Genomic DNA, 18,125 nt, shown 5'->3' with positions numbered 1-18,125 from the left:
ACTAAAGCAAGCACGATGGCAAAAAAGACAATCGATAAAACGAAGCGTCCCGATCCGCAGGAGTCGGTCGAACAGGACGATGCAGTGATCGGAACCGCGTTTCGCTGGTCGCTGGCCGCGATTATTGTCGGCCTGGTAATCGGCGGCGGCGCGATCTACTGGTTCAATCGCCCCAAGCCGGCAGCTCCCACGCAGCAGACCGAACTGGCATCCGTCGCCGTCCGCCAGGTTGCGACGGTGCAACCTCCCGATGTGAAGTTCACCGATGTGACCAAAGCAGCGGGAATTGAATTCGTTCACAACCGTGGAGCGACCGGGGCGAAGCTGTTGCCCGAAACGATGGGAGGTGGCGTTGCAGTCTTCGACTTCGACGACGATGGCGATCAGGACATCTTGTTTCTGAATTCCAAGAACTGGCCCTGGGACGCACCACTCCCCGACCAATCGCAACAACTGGCGCTCTACCGCAACGACGACGGCAAGTTCACCGACGTCACGCAGGGTTCGGGACTGGATGTCTCGATCTACGCGATGGGAGCCGCCGTGGGAGACTACGACAACGATGGCCGCGTCGATGTTTTTGTCTCCGCCGTCGGGGCGAATCATCTGTTCCACAATCTCGGCGATGGGAAGTTCGCCGATGTCAGCGAGTCGTCGAAGACTGCGGGAGAGGAGACCGATTGGAGCAGCGGATGCGGATGGTTCGACTTTGACAACGACGGCGATCTCGATCTGTTCGTCTGCAATTACGTCCGCTGGAACAAGGAATACGACCTCGCCCAGAACTTCCAATTGGTCGGCGGCGGCCGCGCGTATGGACGCCCTCAGAATTTTGAGGGGACGTTTCCGTATCTGTACCGCAACGATGGCGACGGCCTCTTCACCGATGTCACGGCCCAGGCGGGGCTGCAGGTCAAAAACCCGTTGACCAACGTGCCGCTCGCAAAATCGTTGGGGCTGACGTTTTGTGACATCGACGAAGATGGATGGATCGACATCCTGGTCGCCAACGACACCGTGCAAAATCTGATCTTCAAGAACACCGGGAAGGGAACGTTCCTGGAATTTGGAGTCCCAGCGGGGATCGCGTTCGATCCGTCGGGAAACGCTCGCGGGGCGATGGGAATCGACGTCGCAGCGATCCGCGGCAGCGATTCGATGGGGATCGCAATCGGCAACTTCGCCAATGAGATGACGGCGATGTATGTCTCGCGGCGCGGGCAGATGCAGTTCACCGACGAAGCGATCTCGACCGGGCTGGGCCCCAACACGCGGCTGCAGTTGACCTTTGGAGTCTGTTATCTCGATTACGATCTGGACGGGCGGTTGGATCTGATGTGTGCCAACGGGCATTTGGAAGAGGACATCAATCGGGTGCAGCCGAGTCAACATTACGCCCAGCCGCCGCAGCTGTTCTGGAACGCGGGGCCGTTGAGCGATACCGAGTTTGTCGCCGTCGATCCGGCACACTGTGGCGAGGATCTTGTCGCGCCGATGGTTGGTCGCGCGGTGGCGTATCTGGATTACGATCGCGATGGAGATCAAGACGTGTTGGTCACCGCTGTCGGCAGTGCGCCGCGGCTGCTTCGCAACGATCAACAACTCGGTCGTCACGGGCTGCGAGTTCGATTGGTCGGCGATGGCAAACAGATCAACCGCGATGCGATCGGTTCGTGGGTCGAAGTGACCGCCGGAGACAAAACCTATCGCCAACAAGTGATGCCGACGCGCAGCTATCTGACTCAGGTGGAACTGCCGCTGACCTTTGGCTTCGGCGATGCGAAGCAGATCGACAGCCTGGAGGTCCAGTGGAGCGACGGGACGAAGAGCCTGCTGGACGACGTGAAGGTCGACGAATTGCAAACGATACGCTACGCGACGCAGGAATAGTGCACGCGTAGCGATTCGATTTGCGAAACGCTACTCGACGAGATACACATCCGATGCGGCGGGGAAATATCCCGACGGCCGCAGCGAGATATTGCCGAGTGTGACGACCCGCATGGTCCCGACAGCAAATGACGAATTAAACGTTCCGCTGCCCGCCAGGATCGCGTGGCCCCAACGCGAGTAGACCGTTCCGGAGAACTGGGTGATGCCAAGCGTCTGCAGGCTGAGGATCGTGATCGGCCGGCGATCGCGTGGCCGCTGATACACCAGCATTCCGTGGTAGGGACTGCTCGGATCGTTCAGTCCCGACAGGCGGCTGCCGGGCAACGGCGAGATCAGCACGCTGGGCAATTGAGCGCCAATCGTATTGGGCGGTGCGACCTCGCGATTCTCCACTGCGTCGGGCAGCCCGGACGCCGGATCGTAGTTGCTGTTGCTAGTCACATAAAACATCACGCCATCGGCATACACGATCCCGCCGGTGATACCGAGCGCGATCCCCGTGATCGGGTGCTTGCCGCGGATGATATAGACGCCCGGTTCAAAACGAGCGATCCCGGCGGTGACGTCGATCCAGTCGTAGACGCCCGGCTTGAGAACCGTTCCGAAAGGCTTGAGGATATTTAATGTGACCATCACCCCACCGTGATCGTCGACTTCGACGTTGTCCGGATCCGACGCTGTCGACGGCGGCGCTAGGTTCCCCATCGGATCGGGCATCGGCATCCGATTGGCTCTCAAGTTGAGCGTATCGAGGCCCGGCAGCGCATCGTAGTGCAGCAGACGATCGACGCCGCCGGCGGTGCGAATGTCGCTGGACCGAACACATGTCAGAGGGACAAGCGGGGTGCAGGCGATCGAGTAGGGAGGCCCATGGAATTCGCCCGCCTGTTCGCCATATTCGTCGACACCGCCCCATGTGTTGTTACTCAAGATCGCACCGTCGACAGTCAACGTGCCGAGCCCCAGGACTTCCAGACCGCCGAGCAGACTCGGATAGAGCGGCAGGCTCAAGATCGACGCGACGGTGATCGGTGCGGGATCGGCGTCCAGCAGCATGATCGCCGCGGGCGAGGTCGCTGTTTTGGTTCCCGCCACAGCTCGGGTCGTAATCGACTGCTGTCCGCCTGCCGCAAACCGCTGCAGAAAATAGCTGGGGCTCTCACCCTGGACGATCACTTCGGAGAATCCTGCAACTCCCTGGTAAGGGCCCGAGCTGGGCGGACTGTTGGTGGTCACATTAGCGCCGGGCAACGCGTTGTGCGATTGAACGTATTCCGAGCTGATCGTGTTGATCGAATTCTCGTCCCCTCCCATCATCGTCCACGTCGCCGCGGCATAAGCTGCTGCGTCGGTTGTGTTCTGGTAGTCGCGCGAGGTTGTCATCATTAAACCGGCATCAAAAACGAGGGCCAAGACAGCAAACACGCCCGGCAGGGCAACGCATAAAAAGACGAAGACCTTGCCCGTTCGCGCCGCCGGTTTGATCTGGCGTGCTGGGAGAGACGACGGTTGTTTGGCGTGCGTGTTCAATGGACGATCCTCGTTACAGTTGTCGCAGAAAGCGTCTTGGCAGATCCCAGCAATCCCGGCAGGATGGGGTTGTGGAGGTAGGAGAGTTGAATCGACACGCGGTCCCCTTCGCGCGTGTCCGCATCGAGCCACTCGACTCGAATGTCGACATCTTCCAGCGGCATCGTCACCAACAGCTGACGCGCCGCAGCGGCGATATCGGAGCTGTCATCGGCGGTGCCAACATAGGCTGCCGGCCCGAGAACGCTCTGTTCGGGAGCCGCTTGTTCACCGCGAACGATCACAACTCTAGCGATCCGCCGCGCCGATTCTCCCAACGCGTTGTAACGCAGCGAGACCAGAGCAAACTCCAACATTGCGAGCATCGCCCCTAGGAAGATCAACATCGTGATCGCGACTTCTAATGTGTAGGCTCCGCGGCGACGCGAGACAGCACAACGATTTAATTTACGGTGCATCGATCGATACTCCAGCGAAGGTTAGCGAAGCTGCAGCATCACAACGGATGCTTGCAAATCGATTGACGAGGGGAGGCCAGGCCAATCGACAGCCGGCACAAACTCACACTGCGACTCGACACGCACGCGATACAGACCCAATTCACCCTCTTCGGTATCCGCCTGGACGGTGGTTTCGATGTCGGCGAAGGCTGCTGTTGCTTGCAGATCCGACGCGAAGGCCTGTTGAATCCCCGCGGTCCATTCGTCGCGATTGATCGACGTTACCTTGCGCATCGCACCGTATTCGGCAGCGACACGGGTGGCGTTGGACAACGCGACCTTCAGATGAATCACACGCCCAAGGTCGGCGCAAGCGAGCGTGAACAGCATCAACATCGGCAGAGCGATCGCAAGCTCGATCGCCGCCACCGCATGTCGTGGCGATCGGCGTCGCGAGGACTGCAAATCAGCCGGTTTTGTTCGTGTTCTATTTGGAAAACGCACGGCACACCTCAATCGCTGCGGGCCCAGCCAAGACGACAAACGTCGCTGGCAGAATCAGGAGCATCGTGGGCAGCAGGACTTTGACGCCCGCTTTTTGCGCCGACTCCTCGGCATCCATTTCACGCTGTTCGCGCAACGTCTCGCTGAGCACCTTGATCGATTCGCACAACTCGGTACCGATCTTCTGCGACTGCGTCACAAAGGTGCTCAGCGTGCGAAGCGGTTCGTATCCGGTGCGGGTCGCAAACTGCTGCAGTGCGGCTTCGGGAGACGAACCCAGTGCCATCTCGCTCTGCACGATACTCAGCTCATCTCCCATCACCGGATGAGCCTGTTGCAGTTCGCGATGAACCTGAGGCAGAGTTGCGTGCAGGCTGAGACCGCCGCGCAGGCAGACCGAAGTCAGGTCGAGAAAATCGGGCAGGCCTTTGCAAAACGCGACGTGCCGTTGGCGAACGCGGCGTCCCAGCCAAGCCTGCGGCATCAGCAAGCCGACGAAACCAAACAACGCTCCGGCGGCAAGTGCCGTTCCATATCCAACGCCTCCGGTAAACGCCATCGCCAACAGCGCGATCGGTGGCGCCGCGGCCAACGCGTAGGTCATGGCAATACAGCGGACGAGGTGCGAGTGACGATAAAATCCGGCGTGGGAAAGCAGTTTTTGCAAGCGTTTCCAATCGTCGGGGCGAGCTGCCAGCAGGCCGGCCAATCGGCTGCGAAGCGGTTGCTGCCGCTTGGCGTTCCGATCGGCGGAGCTTTCTCGAAAGATCGATCCCCCTTCGCCCGACTCCGTCGAAATCGTCTCCGATTTACGTGTCAACGATTCGCACCGCCGATCGATAGCGCTGTCGTGGCCACAAAACGGAAGGGCCAAACAATAGACGAACAGGCTGACCGAAATGAACGCAAAGATGGTGAACACGGTGAGCATGGTTTGAGCCTCCTAATATGAAATCCGCGTTGTGTAATAAATCCACACACCGCCAAGGCATTGTGCCCCCGCAGCCAGTGCCAATAACGATGGCGTTTCAAACAATGTGCTTACGTAGGGGCGATTGAGGATCGCCAGCCCGATCAACGAAACGATCGGCAACAGCACAAGCGTGGTCGCCTGCAAACGTCCTTCCGCCGTCAATGCTTGAACCTTCATCTGCAGCTTTAAACGACGCCGCACCGTATCGGAAAGGTTGTCCAACAGATCGGCTAAACTGCCGCCGGTGCGAGCATGGATGGTGAGGGCGACAGCGAAGATCTGCAGTTCGACAATTTCGGTTCGCGATGCGAGGCTGCGGGCGGCGACTTCGATGCTCAACCCCATGTGCTGTTGATCGATGCAGTAGGCGAACTCTTCACCCAACGGCGCTTCGACTTCGTTGGCAACCATTTGAAATGCCGCCGGCATCGTTTGCCCCGAGCGGACCGAACGGTTGATCAATTCCAGCGTGTAAGGGAGTTGGCGATATATTTTGCCGCGCCGCGATTGGTATCGCATCCAGACAAATGCGGGGATCACGAGACCGCCGGCAATCCAGCCTGCGACGACAAAACCAACGATCGGCCAATGCAAAATGTGGCTGACGCCAAACATGATCACGCCCATCAGACAAGCCAGTCCCAGGCTGCCATAGACCAGTTGTGGGATCGTGATTTGCGTACCCGATTGTTCCAACAGTCGCACCAACGACTGTTGCCAGCGTTCGCGTAACGAAACGGTTTCATTCACGCTGCCAACGCTGCGAAACAATTGAACCTGGTCGGTGGCACGCGTGTCGGAGAGCCCAAGATCGTCGTTCAAACGCTGAGCGACCCGCTGTCGATAGCGATAGAACAACTCGTAGATGAGACTCTCAAGTGCAAGGATCAACAGCGTGCTGCTGATGAAGATAATGATCTGTAATTGGGGATGAGTCATTGTTATGAATCCGAAACGCCGCAGGTCTAGAGACAGGAAAACTACTGAATTCGATACTCTTGCATCTGATCCATATCGACTTCCATGCGGCGTTGTCGAAACATATCGGCATCGATGTGGACGCCAGCCGACCTGAGCCGCGGGAGGCACTTCGGCATGATTCCACTGGCCTCGAAGTGACCTTCAACCTGTCCGTTCTCCCCCACTCCCGTCTGCTGAAAAGTGAACAGATCGTGCATGTTGATCGCGTCGTTCTGTGTTCCGGTGATCTCGGATATCTGCGTGATCTTCCGCGTTCCGCCTGCCATTCGATGAGTCTGGATCACGATATTGATCGACGATGCGATCTGTCGGTGGACAAACCACATCGGCAGTTCGGGCGCAGCCATACCGACCAGCATCTCCAAGCGGTTGATTGCATCGCGAGTGTCGTTGGAGTGGATCGTCGTCATGCTGCCGGCGTGCCCGGTGCTCATCGCTTGCAACATGTCGAACGCTTCCACGCCGCGGCATTCGCCGATGATGATTCGATCGGGACGCATCCGCAGAGCATTCTTCAGCAAGTCGCTGGCGGTGACTTCGCCGCGGCCCTCCAGATTCGCTGGACGTGTCTCCATCCGGGCGACATGCGATTGTTGCAACTGCAATTCGGCGGCGTCTTCGATCGTGGCGATCCGCTCGCCCTGAGGGATATGGCTGGACAACATGTTTAACAGCGTCGTCTTTCCGCTGCCGGTGCCGCCCGAAATCACGATGTTCAACTTCGCGGCGATACAAGCGGCTAGAAAGCCCAACATCTCCGGCGTCGCCACGCGTCGTTTGACGAAGTCGGCAGCTGTCATCGGCCGTGTCGCGAACTTACGAATCGAGACCAATGCTCCTTCGAGCGCTAGCGGCCGGATGACGGCATTTAGTCGACTGCCATCGGGCAAGCGAGCGTCGACCATCGGACTCGACTCATCGATTCGCCGACCGACGCGACTGGCCACGCGTTGCACGATATTGACCAAGTGATCCAAGCTTTGGAATCGCACCTGGGTCTCTTCCAACATCCCACGGCGTTCGACGAAGACGGAACTTGGGCCGTTGATCAGAATGTCGGAGATCGTCGGATCGTTCATCAAGACCTCGATCGGACCGAGACCCAACATCTCATAGAGCAGATCTTCGACGATCTCCTCCTGCTCGGCATGGGTCAACAAATCCGAGTGGAAGCGACACAGTTCTTGAGCGCCCAGACGCAACTGTTCTCGCATCAATTCCGGCTTGATGTTGCGTAGCGCCGACATATCGATGCGAGCAACCAATTGATCATGGATCTCACCACGCACGCGTTGCAGACGTTCGCGGCGTTCGATGCTGTTGCTTGGAGAAAGAGTCGCTTGATTCATTGTTTAATGATCCCAAAGACGTTCTGGTGAAGGAGAGAGATTAGGAGAGTGCTGGTGCTGGTTGCGAAGAACCAAACTTTGATTTGAAGAGGGCACCGACGTTCCAACGCGTGTTTGCTGGCACAGGCGTCTCGCCGTCCAGTAACTGAACCAATGCCATGTAGTCCCGACTGCACTGCGATTTTGGCGAATCGAGCACCACCGGGATTCCCAGATTGACGGCACGATTCATCGGACTGACGTCGTTAGTGATGCAGGCATCAATTTTGCGACCGAAGATTTTCTCCGCTTGGCCAATCGGAACTTCGTCGGGTTGGCCGACTTGCGACGCGACGATCCGAACTTTATCGGGGTCGACGCCAAATCGTTCGATGCTTTCAAAGAAGCGGTGAGCGCGGGCCAGGGCAGGAAAATGCAGGCGGAACGTGAGGACAACTTGATCGCTGTCCGATAGAGCGGCCAGTTGTTCGCGATGCGAAATATCTTCCAATTCGACAACGACCCGCTGAAAGTTTGTTGTCATTGAACGAACGATGCCCCGGATCGTCTCGGGGCTGCTGTTCGGCAAGTTGGACAGTGGATCGGCGCCCGCCAACAAACTGATCCCTGTTTCATGTTTGGTGAGCGCTTGTTGGACCATTTCGGGAGCCAACGGATGATTGTTGGCTAACATTTTGGAGATTGTGTGCCGAGGACTCAGCCGCAGCAGCGTCGCCAAATCACCTCCGTGCATCTGCAGATCGACCAATCCACACTCTCCGTATTTGTGAGCGTATTGGGCGGCGATATTGACAGCTAAAGAACTTGCACCGCAACCACCACAACTGGACGTGACGGTGATCAATTCCGATTTGCGTTGGTTTTGCATACCGCTCGGCGCAACGCGTTTCAGCAGCAACCCCAATTCGCGTCGCAGGTCATCTTTTTCATCGACAAAATCATCGGCGCCAGCGCGGATGATCTCGATCACTTGGCGTCCGGTGGTAGCGTTTCCGACAACCACGATTCGGGTATCCAAAGCCGAACGCAAACGATGGATCAACGATTTCAAATTGGATGTTGAATCGGTGAGTTGCAGAAAGACAAACCCCGTTGCCGAATTTTTCTTCGCAGCGGCAAGAATCGCCTCGTACTGGACCGACGCAACGCGAGCACATGTCAGGGGAACCTGCTTGAGGCTCTTTTCAAGACGATCCGACAACGCATGTGACTCGATGGCGACGACGCAGTGTGCAAGCAACATGTTGTTATTTTCGCATTACTGGAAACATGGGAACTGAAGATCTTTCGATACGTACCCGACGGTCCGAGTGTGTAACGCAATCTCAAAACGCCGATCGCCGGCCCCACAATTTCGCTCTGTTAGAACGAACCGCACCTTGACCATTCACGGCACCACAACCGTAGGACCACATATTGGGGCATGCACGGCAACTGGAAAGGGTTGCGGGAAGTCACATCACGGCTTTCCGCAAATCAGCCCCTAACTAGCGGTCCGATAGCACTACGCTCCGGGCACACTGTGGGAGGTTTCTCCCACAACAGTCTTTTGTCCACAAGCTAAACCATGTGTCGCTAGTTCTATCTATGCGGAGTCCATTGAGCGTTTGGCGATTACGTTCGGCAATCCGCACGACATAGTTCGCAAGAAAGAGTTGCCGACGCACGCGAGATGTTCTAGCGCAATCCACAACCCAAAAATGAGATTAGTATTTGCCGCAACTTTATTCGCAAACGCAAATTACGAAGCGATTCGTCCGATCGAGTCGCCCAGCAGCCTTGGCAGATTTCCCATCGACAACACATCGGATCGTAGACCTAACAACGATCGAAACCGACGCCGATTGTCAGCCGCATCCCATCGCGATTCGGATCGTCGCCATCGATGGGTTCATGCCCTCGTATCGGAATCGATGCCGACTCGATCCGCTTTTGATGGCGGCGCGCATTTGCAACCACAGTAAGAGATTTGGTTTCGTCACTCGAGTGCTTACCACCGCCCCCCCGTGGTTATCACCCACCCAGCAACGGATGTTGGCACTTTGAAAGAAAAGAACAGGAAGCGCTAATCCAACGTCCTAAAGGAACTCGAGACGAAGTCCCAGCTTTGACCTTCCGAATTGGTTACGAACAGACGGAAGTAGTAGGTTGTCCCCGGTTTTAATTCGCCGAGACGAAACGCGTTGCTTCCGCGGCGGACGCCCTGCGGTGGCGTCGCGAATTGCCAAGTTCGATCCTCACGAAACACATCGTCTTGGACTCCACTGGCCCCTACCTTTTCGGGGCGACGGAAAGTCAAGCAGTCCTGCGTGCCGTAATAGAGCACGGCCTTGGCCCCCTTGCCGGCATGGATCAACGGATATTCGATTGTTGCTGTCCGCCCGGTAACCGACGTCGCTTGAGCCTGACCAAATTCGACCGGCATCGCGAACAGTTGAGCGACCTTTTCGTTAGCAAGATATTCCGGCAGCCTCATCCTTACCCGTTGTCCCTGTGGTTCAGAAATGATTCCTGCACGGTAACACTCCAATCCGCCGGTCGCCGATTCGATCCAACCGTCGGTTCGATAGTTGTCGGCATAACGGGTGTACTGATTGAGTGCGACCGGTTGTTCGCCACGTTCCAAGGCGGCGCGGTCTTGTCGCGCTCGCCTGGTTTTGCCCTGTTCCGCTGGCGACGGCAGACTAGCCGGATACCAACGTCGGTCGCTGCCGTAGAACCAGCCCCGACGTCGGATGACGCGTTGCACGTCGCCGGTTCGTTGGACGCGCGGCGGTCCGGGAATTTCGCAGAACGAACCGGTCGACGTCAAAAAGGGTTCAGCCCTCGCCCTCTTTTTCGGTTGGCTGCCAACGGCAAAGAGCACCCATCGCTGCTGATCTTCGTTGTAGACATAGCCGTAATACGTGAAGACGTCCCCCTGAGCGGTCACGCGAAACGCCTGGATTGCGCGATCGGCTCCGCCTGGATAAACGACCGCGTCGCGGAGCTTCAAGCCCGTCCCTTCGTGACCAAAACTGCTGAACCTTGCATCGGGAATCCCGGTAGCGAGCAATTGAGGCATCGATTCCAACAGTGGCGCTTCGGCAGCCTTCCTGTCTGCGGCCCACATCGAAAAATTGTAGCTGGCCCCGCGGGGAATCTTCCCATCGACAAAGCTTGTCCCAAAATAGCCGAAAGGCGTCGTGATCGGTGAATAACTGGAAACCGGCGTGACGCATTCGGTTTCAAAAACCCACATCGTCGGCTGCCGACACTCCGGCGGTGCGTAGAACCGTGTATGAACGGCGGATGGCCGCCAACGGACGCGCAAAAGTTTGGCATCGCGAATCGCCGGACCGCTCAATTCGATTCGGTGGATCTCTGTTTCCATCGGCACGGGTTCAGTCAAACACTTCAGTGCAACGCGGAGCTTGCCTGGCTGCTTCACATCGAAGGAAATCGGAATCCCGGCGGGACCATCCGATGGCCGAAGGTTCAACGATTGAACTTCATCGCCCCATTGGACCTGCCAGCGCGTTTGCGGATGCTGCGATGGCAACTGTAAAAACAGTTTGGCTTGGATTGTCCCGGGCGACGCTATCCAGATGTACCATTGTGCGGAGCCTGGTTTTTCCGCGTTCCGGAACTGCAGCGACTCATAGGACTCGGTAATCAAGCCCTTATCTTCGCCCACCATCGGCTGGGTCCCCGACGCAACGAAAGCTCCTTCATCGAAGAAGCCGTTGGTGGCGTTAAGCACGATCCGTCCGTCGGCGGCCGCTTGGCCGTTGTAGACGATCTCCGCACCATCGACTCCTTCCTCCCCGGAAGTGAATTGCGCGACCGGCTCGGCCGAGCGTACAGCGATTGGGAAAGTTGCCGCAATGAGAATGGCGGAGGTGAGAACCAAGTTCGCTTGCATCGCTCATGTATCCCGAAGTACATCACACAAATGGAACACCATCGTACTACCGGGTCGGGGAGACAACAACGATTGAATCAATCGAAAACCACGATCCGCTTGGCGAGCCAATCCTGACGCTTGCGACGACATCATCGTGTTCGCTTTGGCCCAGTCGCTGCGAAATCTCGTTCTCTCTTGCGATGCTTCGGCAACAACGACTCAGTCGTTCGATTCGTGGATCCACTCTCGGGCCGCACCGATCTCGTCGTGATCGAAGTATTTGATCTTGGCGGTGGTGAAGGGGCGACAGAAGACGGTCATCCCTTTCTCCCACTTCGATTCGCCTACGATGGCGAGCCGTTCGATGTGGTTGAAGTGCTTGAAATCGAACTTGATGTCTTCCCACAACGCTCCGGCTTCCCAACCGTGGAAATCGTGCATGATCACCAACATCCGCACCTTCCCGTATTCGGCGATCTTCGCTTCGGTCATCGGCACAAATTTCTCGTACGCCTCCTTGGATAACTTGCCGGTCAACTGGATCTCGACCACCTGTCCCTCGGTGTGTTCGGTAATAACAAATGACATGTCGATACTCCTGTGCAGAAGGGTTGAAGATTGAGTTCAGCAACCAATGCTCATCCCGTTGAAAACCGATGCAATCGAGTGCACACGTCGTACCAACGCTGGAAAACCCCAAACGGACAACGCCACAGTTGGTATCGAACCGGGCAGCGGTACAGAGTGTTATCGGCGCGGCCATTTTCTAACCAGGCAAACTTGCGTGAGGCACTCCGTTTTATTGACGTTTGATATTCCAGCCCCTTGAAACCGACCCGCGGCCCGCTATTTGCATCGGTTAGTTGAAGTGTGCAACGCACATCGGCTGGCGGTCTATTCTGATCGGGCGGCTCGCTAGAACGTCTCGTACCAAAAGGGCTCAAAACATCATGAATCCATCGGAAATCAAGTCGATGATCGGGCGGCTCGCTTCCCCCGACGGTGTCGTTCGCGAGAGAGCACGGCAGGCATTGGTCGATTCCAAGGGTGAGGAGGTGATGGTCGCATTGATCGCGAGTTTGGACGACCGACGTCACCAGGTCCGTTGGGAAGCGGCCAAGGCATTGTCGGAGATCGGTGATTCGGCTGCGTCGTCGCCGCTGGTCCATGCGATGGACGACAGCGACAGCGATGTCGCTTGGGTAGCAGCCGAAGGCGTTGCCGGAATGGGAGAAGATGGTTTATCGGCGGTGCTCGGGGGACTGATTCGTTCGAGCCGTTCGGGAGAGTTTCACCGCGTTGCTCACCATGCGCTGAAAGAGTTCTCGCGGCGCGGGATCCGACGGGACGTTGTCAAGTTTGTGATGAATGCGTTGGAAGGGGCTGAGCCGAAGCTGTCGGGACCGGTAGCAACCTACAAGGCGATGCGCCAAATGGATGTTCCTCGACTCGCTCCATAGCCAATGCCAGCGCCATCTCAAAACTCGATCGAAGACAAGAAACCGCCGCTCTTCTCCGCCGACCGTCGTTTACCAGATAACAACGCTTGTGGTCGCTGAGTTCAGGCGGTGGCGAGATTTGAGCCTGCAGCTGTAGTTCGCTTCGGTACGCGGGGCTCGCCTCACCGATAATTACCGATTCTTCGACAACATAAGTGAAGCCCAACATCGAGATCACTTCGTTGCCGAGGCAGGCAGCTTTAGCGATATTCCGTGCGCTGATCCTCGCGACGTCGTCTGCCGTCTACATATAGGAACTGCAAGAAGCGTACTCTTCCAGCGGCTCCGAATGGTTAGCCATTTTTTGCCATGAAACCGGCTGAGTTTTGTACGTCCCGGCCAGAACTTGCCCGCCGCGGCGCGGGGTTCAGTCGGGTCGAATCGGCAATCGCGTGCAGCAGTGGTTTCCAGACGAAGGGATTCCGATAGCGAGCCTCCAACGCAACAGCCGCCTGGATCTTTTCCAACGCCAACGTTCGCTCGCCCGCTTTCCACAACGCGGCGGCTTCGGTCGCAGCAGCCTCCGCCTGCTGGGCATCGCGGGCGACGCGAGCCAACCACTCCGCTGCCTGTTCCCAGTGTTTTGCTTCCTCTCCCGACGTGGCACCGGCCAACCATCGCGTTTGATGCGGCTTCATCCCATTGAGATCCAAGCCCATCGAACCAAACGACGTGGTCCAATCGCATCCCCGCCATCGATTCCGCCCCTTTTCGTAAACGGCGTCGATCGCATTGCCCGCCTGCATCCGTTTGTTTCGAGTAATCACCGGTGGCTCCGACAAGAGAAAGATGGAAAAATGTAAGCATCGATGCCAGCCTCTAGTGAATTAGCACATCGCGTGCCAGCGACGACAAAGCGGCGTCCACTTCGCCGGGATACTCGCTCCCCATCGACCGCAAGCGGCTACGAAAGACAAATGCATGTCTCGAACAAAACGCAACTATTGGCTCACCCTGGCGATCATCGCCTCCTTCATCGCCGTTGCTGTCTTTGGCATCGTGACCTTTCGCAACACCTTTGCCGTTCGTGAAGTCGAACAACGGATCGCCAAATCGCATGCCGTTCGCGAAGCGACGCACCAATTGCTCTCGTCGGTCAAAGACATGCAAACCGGGCAACGGGGATATCTGTTGACCGGCAATCCGATCTATCTGGATCCCTATCGGATCGGCGTCGAACAGATCCAAGCCGGTTTCGCCCGACTGCGAGATCTGACGGCCGACAATCCGATCCAGCTGAAGCATCTCGATGAGATGCAACAACTTGTCGAAGAAAAACACGAATACCTCGCCCATACGATCCAGCTGCGCAGCGAAGCCCCCAACGAACCGATCGGCGATCAGGTCATCGAGATCGTGAAGTCGGGCGAAGGGGAAGGGACGATGGAGAAGTTGCGCGATGTCGCCAAACAAATCCTGACCCATGAAGGGGAGTTGTTGCAGCAACGCGAAGCGGCCTCCGAACACGATGCGGAGGTGTCGCGAACGGCGATCATGGCTGGGCATGCGATCGCGTTGGGATTGATCGTGATCGCCGGCTTTGTCGCGCACGTCGATCGCAAGAAACGGGACAGCGCCGAAACGCGGCTCGATGCAAAACAGTCCGAACTCGCTGCGGTCATCAATTCGGCAAACGATGGGATCATCGCGTTCAACCGTGACTTGGGGATCCGTTTGACCAATCCTGCCGCGGCGGCGATGTGGGGCATCGATAGCGCGACGTCGGTCGGACAATCGCTGTTGAATTTTGTTCCTCACCAGCGCAGAGAAGCCTTCCGCCAGCGGGTGCAGGACTTCCTCGAATCGTCGGAAGCGTCGATGCCGTTCACCGACGGCGTCGGGCTGCGCAGCAATGGCGAGGAGTTTCCCTGCCAGGGAGAGATCACCAAGACGCGGTCGGGCGAGGAGGATTTCCTAACGCTGATCCTGGCCGACGTCAGCCAATCGCGCGACCTGAACGCCAAGCTGCGACAACATACGCTGATCTTAGATCAGGTTCGCGATGCCGTTTTGGTCTGCGATAAAGACGATCAGATCCTGTCGTGGAACGAAGGTGCTCATCGATTGTACGGATTGTCCAAATCCGAAGCGCTTGGCAAGAACGCGGCACAGCTATTGTTTCCCGATGATCGCCCGCTGTGGGATGCGGGCCGCGACGCCACGCTGGCCGCGGGGGACTACTCTGCCGAATTTACGCAGCGGACAGCCGATGGCCGCCAACGGATTGTCGAACAACGGCGATCGCTACTGCGGAACGAACAGGGCGAACCGACGGCTCAGCTGATTTTGAGCATCGATGTCTCCGACCGTAAACGCGAAGAGGCGAAAGAGCGTCGCAGTCAGCGGCTCGAAAGCATCGGTACGTTGGCCGGCGGTGTCGCGCACGATCTGAACAACGTCCTGACTCCGATCTTGATGAGTGGCAAGCTGCTGAAACAAGGCAGCCCCAATGCGAGCCGTTTGCACGACACGATCGTCACCAGCGCCCAGCGTGGCGCGCAGATGATTCAAAAGCTGCTGGCGTTTGCTGGCGGCGATCAAGTGCAACGCGAGGAGGTCGATCTGCGCGAGATCCTTAGCGAGTTGGAAGAGATCCTCAGCCACACGCTGCAGAAGACGATCGACCTGCAGATCAGCATCCCCGACAAGCTCGATTTGATCCACGCCGACAGCACCGAACTGTCGCAAGTGCTGATGAACTTGGCGATCAACGCTCGCGATGCGATGCCCGGCGGCGGCCGGTTGGACATCCAAGTCGAAAACTTTTATGTCGACCCTTCGCGTGCCTCACACAGCGACAACCTCAACGCGGGGCCGCACGTTCTGCTGACGGTTGCCGACAGCGGAGAAGGGATTCCCAAAGAGGTGATCGAACGGATCTTCGACCCCTTCTTCACGACAAAAGCTCAGGGCAAAGGAACGGGGCTGGGGCTGGCGACGACGCTCGGAATCGTGCGATCCTTCGGCGGGGATGTCACCGTCTACAGCGAACCGCTGGCCGGAACGATCTTTTCCGTCTATCTTCCCTCGTCGAAACTGACACAGCCGAAGGTTCCCGCCGCGAGGATCGAAAACCACCAGCCACCTCGAGGCAATGGCGAATTGATCCTGATCGTTGACGATGAATCGCTGATCGTGGAAACCTCGTGCGAGACGCTGCAATCGAATCGCTACCGCACGGTCGCAGCTCGCAGCGGCGCCGAAGCTGTCGCCGTTTTCCAGAACCGCGGCGATGAGATCGATTGCGTGTTACTTGATATGATGATGCCAGGGATGGATGGCCTGGACACCAAAGACGCTCTCCGCGAGCTCAACCCGAACGTGCGAGTGATCGCCAGCAGCGGCTTGCGGCGCCCCGGCAGCAGCGGTGGTCGGCTGGTCGACGTCGACGGCTTCCTCCCCAAACCCTATACCGACGAACAACTTTTAAACATGCTCCGAAACGTTCTGGACGCGTAGCGATCGCCCTCGGTGGGCGGGCTTCGCGTCCTGGCAATCCCCGCTTGGATCCGAGAAGAGTCGAACGAGCAGCAACGAGCCACGGCATGATGCAACTACTGATTATCGACGACGAACCTCTGATCTGCGAAACGATCGCGATGGCGTTTCCCGGCGACCAAGTCATCTCCAGCTTGACGGCCGAAGATGGGATCGCCGCGTTCCTCGAATCGCCACCGGATGTCGTGCTGTGCGACATTCGTTTACCCGACATGTCGGGAATGGAAGCGTTTGAAAAGCTGCACCGGATCGACCCCAAGGTGCCGATCATTCTGATGACCGGCCGCGGTACGGCGGGAACCGCAATCGAAGCGATGCAGCGGGGCGCGTTTGAATACATTCTCAAACCGCTGGACCCCGACACCCTGATCCCGTTGGTCTGCGACGCCGCCGAAACGAGTCGCATGACGCGAACTCCCGCGATGGTTCCCGATCCGTCGGCCGAGGATCAAGCGGTCGATGCGTCGACCGACCTGTTGATCGGTGCCTGCCCGGCGATGCAAGAGGTTTATCGTTCGGTCGGCCGCGTGGCTGGACAAAACGTGACAGCGCTGATCCTGGGTGAAAGTGGAACGGGCAAAGAGGTGATCGCCCGGGCGATCTATCAATACAGCGGCCGCGCCGCTGGCCGCTTCCTGGCGATCAATTGCGCTGCGATCCCCGAACAATTACTCGAAAGCGAACTCTTTGGCCACGAGAAGGGAGCGTTTACGGGAGCCGAACGAAAGCGGGTCGGCAAGTTTGAACTTTGCAACGACGGCACGCTCTTCCTCGACGAGATCGGCGACATGACGCCGTTGATGCAGACCAAGATCTTGCGTGTCTTGCAGGACCAAACTTTTGAACGCGTTGGCGGCAGCGAAACGATTCACACCAACGCGCGGATCATCGCGGCGACCAATCGCGATCTGGAACAAGCGATCGAGAGCAAGGACTTCCGCAGCGATCTGTTCTACCGCTTGAACGTCTACACGATCAAACTTCCACCGCTGCGCGAACGCGGCGACGACATCGCGCTGTTGGCGAATCACTTCTTGAATCGCTTCGCCACCGAACTCGGGAAACAAATAAGCGGATTCGCCAAAGAAGCGATGGATCTATTCAAGCAATACCGCTGGCCTGGCAACGTCCGCGAATTGCAGAGCGCCGTCAAACACGCGTTGCTCGAAGCGACCGGCCCCGTGATCGTCCCGGCGTTTCTTCCCGATGTGATCCGCGAACCGGCGGCCCACGAAAGCGGTCGCGTTTCAACATCGACCGGTTCGACGACCAACACCTTTGACTTCGCTGAAATGACCCGCCAACGCTTGCAAGCGGGCAGCGAAGATATCCATCGCGATCTTGTCAGCATCGCTGAACGGGAGATTTTTGCCGAAGTGCTGCGGCACACCGATGGCAACTTGACCCAAGCCGCCAAGCGACTGGGAATCACCCGCACGACGCTCCGCGCCCGGCTCGAATCGCTCGGCATGTCGGTCGAACGCTCCGCCTCGGTAACGGAAAACTAGCGGTTCGCGATTCACGAATCCTCACTAGAAGTGATTGCAGGCAACCGACGGCGGGTGAAGCGAT

At 57.7% G+C, this 18,125-nt stretch carries 14 protein-coding genes; 4 read left to right on the top strand and 10 right to left on the bottom strand.

Annotated elements, in window-relative coordinates; genetic code table 11:
- The first annotated feature begins 15 nt into the window (after positions 1–15).
- On the top strand, positions 16–1,890 hold the full coding sequence (locus EC9_RS00275) for a CRTAC1 family protein (RefSeq protein ID WP_145341359.1): 1,875 nt from the start codon (positions 16–18) through the stop codon (positions 1,888–1,890).
- A 30-nt stretch (positions 1,891–1,920) separates the two neighbouring features.
- Here EC9_RS00275 and EC9_RS00270 read toward each other — a convergent pair whose 3' ends face one another.
- The 9 genes from EC9_RS00270 to EC9_RS00235 form a co-directional block, all read right to left on the bottom strand.
- Complete coding sequence (locus EC9_RS00270) at positions 1,921–3,423, bottom strand: pilus assembly protein TadG-related protein (protein WP_218934474.1); 1,503 nt, start codon at positions 3,421–3,423, stop codon at positions 1,921–1,923.
- On the bottom strand, positions 3,420–3,881 hold the full coding sequence (locus tag EC9_RS26315; protein ID WP_218934473.1) for a TadE/TadG family type IV pilus assembly protein: 462 nt from the start codon (positions 3,879–3,881) through the stop codon (positions 3,420–3,422). The genes EC9_RS00270 and EC9_RS26315 overlap by 4 nt, the downstream gene beginning before the upstream one ends.
- Positions 3,882–3,902: 21 nt before the next feature.
- A complete protein-coding gene (locus EC9_RS00265) occupies positions 3,903–4,328 on the bottom strand; it encodes a TadE family protein (RefSeq protein WP_145117133.1) in 426 nt (141 codons plus the stop codon).
- Between the two features lie 22 nt (positions 4,329–4,350).
- Positions 4,351–5,298 carry a type II secretion system F family protein gene (locus EC9_RS00260; protein ID WP_145341355.1) on the bottom strand — a complete coding sequence of 316 codons (948 nt, stop codon included), beginning with the start codon at positions 5,296–5,298 and terminating at the stop codon, positions 4,351–4,353.
- A gap of 12 nt (positions 5,299–5,310) precedes the next feature.
- Positions 5,311–6,279 (bottom strand): type II secretion system F family protein, encoded by a 969-nt coding sequence (locus tag EC9_RS00255; RefSeq protein ID WP_145341353.1) that lies wholly within the window; start codon positions 6,277–6,279, stop codon positions 5,311–5,313.
- Between the two features lie 41 nt (positions 6,280–6,320).
- Complete coding sequence (locus tag EC9_RS00250) at positions 6,321–7,670, bottom strand: CpaF family protein (protein ID WP_145341351.1); 1,350 nt, start codon at positions 7,668–7,670, stop codon at positions 6,321–6,323.
- Between the two features lie 40 nt (positions 7,671–7,710).
- Positions 7,711–8,913 (bottom strand): AAA family ATPase, encoded by a 1,203-nt coding sequence (locus tag EC9_RS00245; protein ID WP_145341350.1) that lies wholly within the window; start codon positions 8,911–8,913, stop codon positions 7,711–7,713.
- 822 nt (positions 8,914–9,735) lie between these two features.
- Positions 9,736–11,574, bottom strand: coding sequence for a DUF3472 domain-containing protein (locus tag EC9_RS00240; protein WP_145341348.1), 1,839 nt, complete (start codon positions 11,572–11,574; stop codon positions 9,736–9,738).
- 201 nt (positions 11,575–11,775) lie between these two features.
- Positions 11,776–12,144, bottom strand: a complete 369-nt coding sequence (locus EC9_RS00235; protein WP_145341346.1) for a SpoIIAA family protein — start codon at positions 12,142–12,144, stop codon at positions 11,776–11,778.
- Between the two features lie 362 nt (positions 12,145–12,506).
- On the opposite strand from EC9_RS00235, the gene EC9_RS00230 reads away from it, so the two are divergent.
- Entirely contained in the window at positions 12,507–13,016 is a 510-nt protein-coding gene (locus EC9_RS00230; protein ID WP_145117139.1) for a HEAT repeat domain-containing protein, read from the top strand.
- Between the two features lie 332 nt (positions 13,017–13,348).
- Here the strand turns inward: EC9_RS00230 and EC9_RS00225 are convergent, their stop codons facing one another.
- Positions 13,349–13,822, bottom strand: coding sequence for a hypothetical protein (locus EC9_RS00225; protein WP_145341344.1), 474 nt, complete (start codon positions 13,820–13,822; stop codon positions 13,349–13,351).
- A 154-nt stretch (positions 13,823–13,976) separates the two neighbouring features.
- On the opposite strand from EC9_RS00225, the gene EC9_RS00220 reads away from it, so the two are divergent.
- Positions 13,977–16,514 (top strand): CHASE3 domain-containing protein, encoded by a 2,538-nt coding sequence (locus EC9_RS00220; protein WP_145341342.1) that lies wholly within the window; start codon positions 13,977–13,979, stop codon positions 16,512–16,514.
- An 86-nt stretch (positions 16,515–16,600) separates the two neighbouring features.
- Positions 16,601–18,061 (top strand): sigma-54-dependent transcriptional regulator, encoded by a 1,461-nt coding sequence (locus EC9_RS00215; protein WP_145341340.1) that lies wholly within the window; start codon positions 16,601–16,603, stop codon positions 18,059–18,061.
- The last annotated feature ends 64 nt before the right edge of the window (positions 18,062–18,125 follow it).

Origin of the sequence: Rosistilla ulvae, from assembly GCF_007741475.1 — a bacterium.
Taxonomy (GTDB): Bacteria; Planctomycetota; Planctomycetia; order Pirellulales; family Pirellulaceae; genus Rosistilla; species Rosistilla ulvae.
This window is presented reverse-complemented; position numbering and strand designations above follow the sequence as displayed.

Bases quoted from the DNA above. Each gene is read 5' to 3' on its own strand.
- EC9_RS00275 (WP_145341359.1), top strand. From the start codon at position 16: ATGGCAAAAAAGACAATCGATAAAACGAAGCGTCCCGATCCGCAGGAG.
- EC9_RS26315 (WP_218934473.1), bottom strand. From the start codon at position 3,881: ATGCACCGTAAATTAAATCGTTGTGCTGTCTCGCGTCGCCGCGGAGCC.
- EC9_RS00260 (WP_145341355.1), bottom strand. From the start codon at position 5,298: ATGCTCACCGTGTTCACCATCTTTGCGTTCATTTCGGTCAGCCTGTTC.
- EC9_RS00255 (WP_145341353.1), bottom strand. From the start codon at position 6,279: ATGACTCATCCCCAATTACAGATCATTATCTTCATCAGCAGCACGCTG.
- EC9_RS00250 (WP_145341351.1), bottom strand. From the start codon at position 7,670: ATGAATCAAGCGACTCTTTCTCCAAGCAACAGCATCGAACGCCGCGAA.
- EC9_RS00245 (WP_145341350.1), bottom strand. From the start codon at position 8,913: ATGTTGCTTGCACACTGCGTCGTCGCCATCGAGTCACATGCGTTGTCG.
- EC9_RS00240 (WP_145341348.1), bottom strand. From the start codon at position 11,574: ATGCAAGCGAACTTGGTTCTCACCTCCGCCATTCTCATTGCGGCAACT.
- EC9_RS00235 (WP_145341346.1), bottom strand. From the start codon at position 12,144: ATGTCATTTGTTATTACCGAACACACCGAGGGACAGGTGGTCGAGATC.
- EC9_RS00230 (WP_145117139.1), top strand. From the start codon at position 12,507: ATGAATCCATCGGAAATCAAGTCGATGATCGGGCGGCTCGCTTCCCCC.
- EC9_RS00220 (WP_145341342.1), top strand. From the start codon at position 13,977: ATGTCTCGAACAAAACGCAACTATTGGCTCACCCTGGCGATCATCGCC.
- EC9_RS00215 (WP_145341340.1), top strand. From the start codon at position 16,601: ATGATGCAACTACTGATTATCGACGACGAACCTCTGATCTGCGAAACG.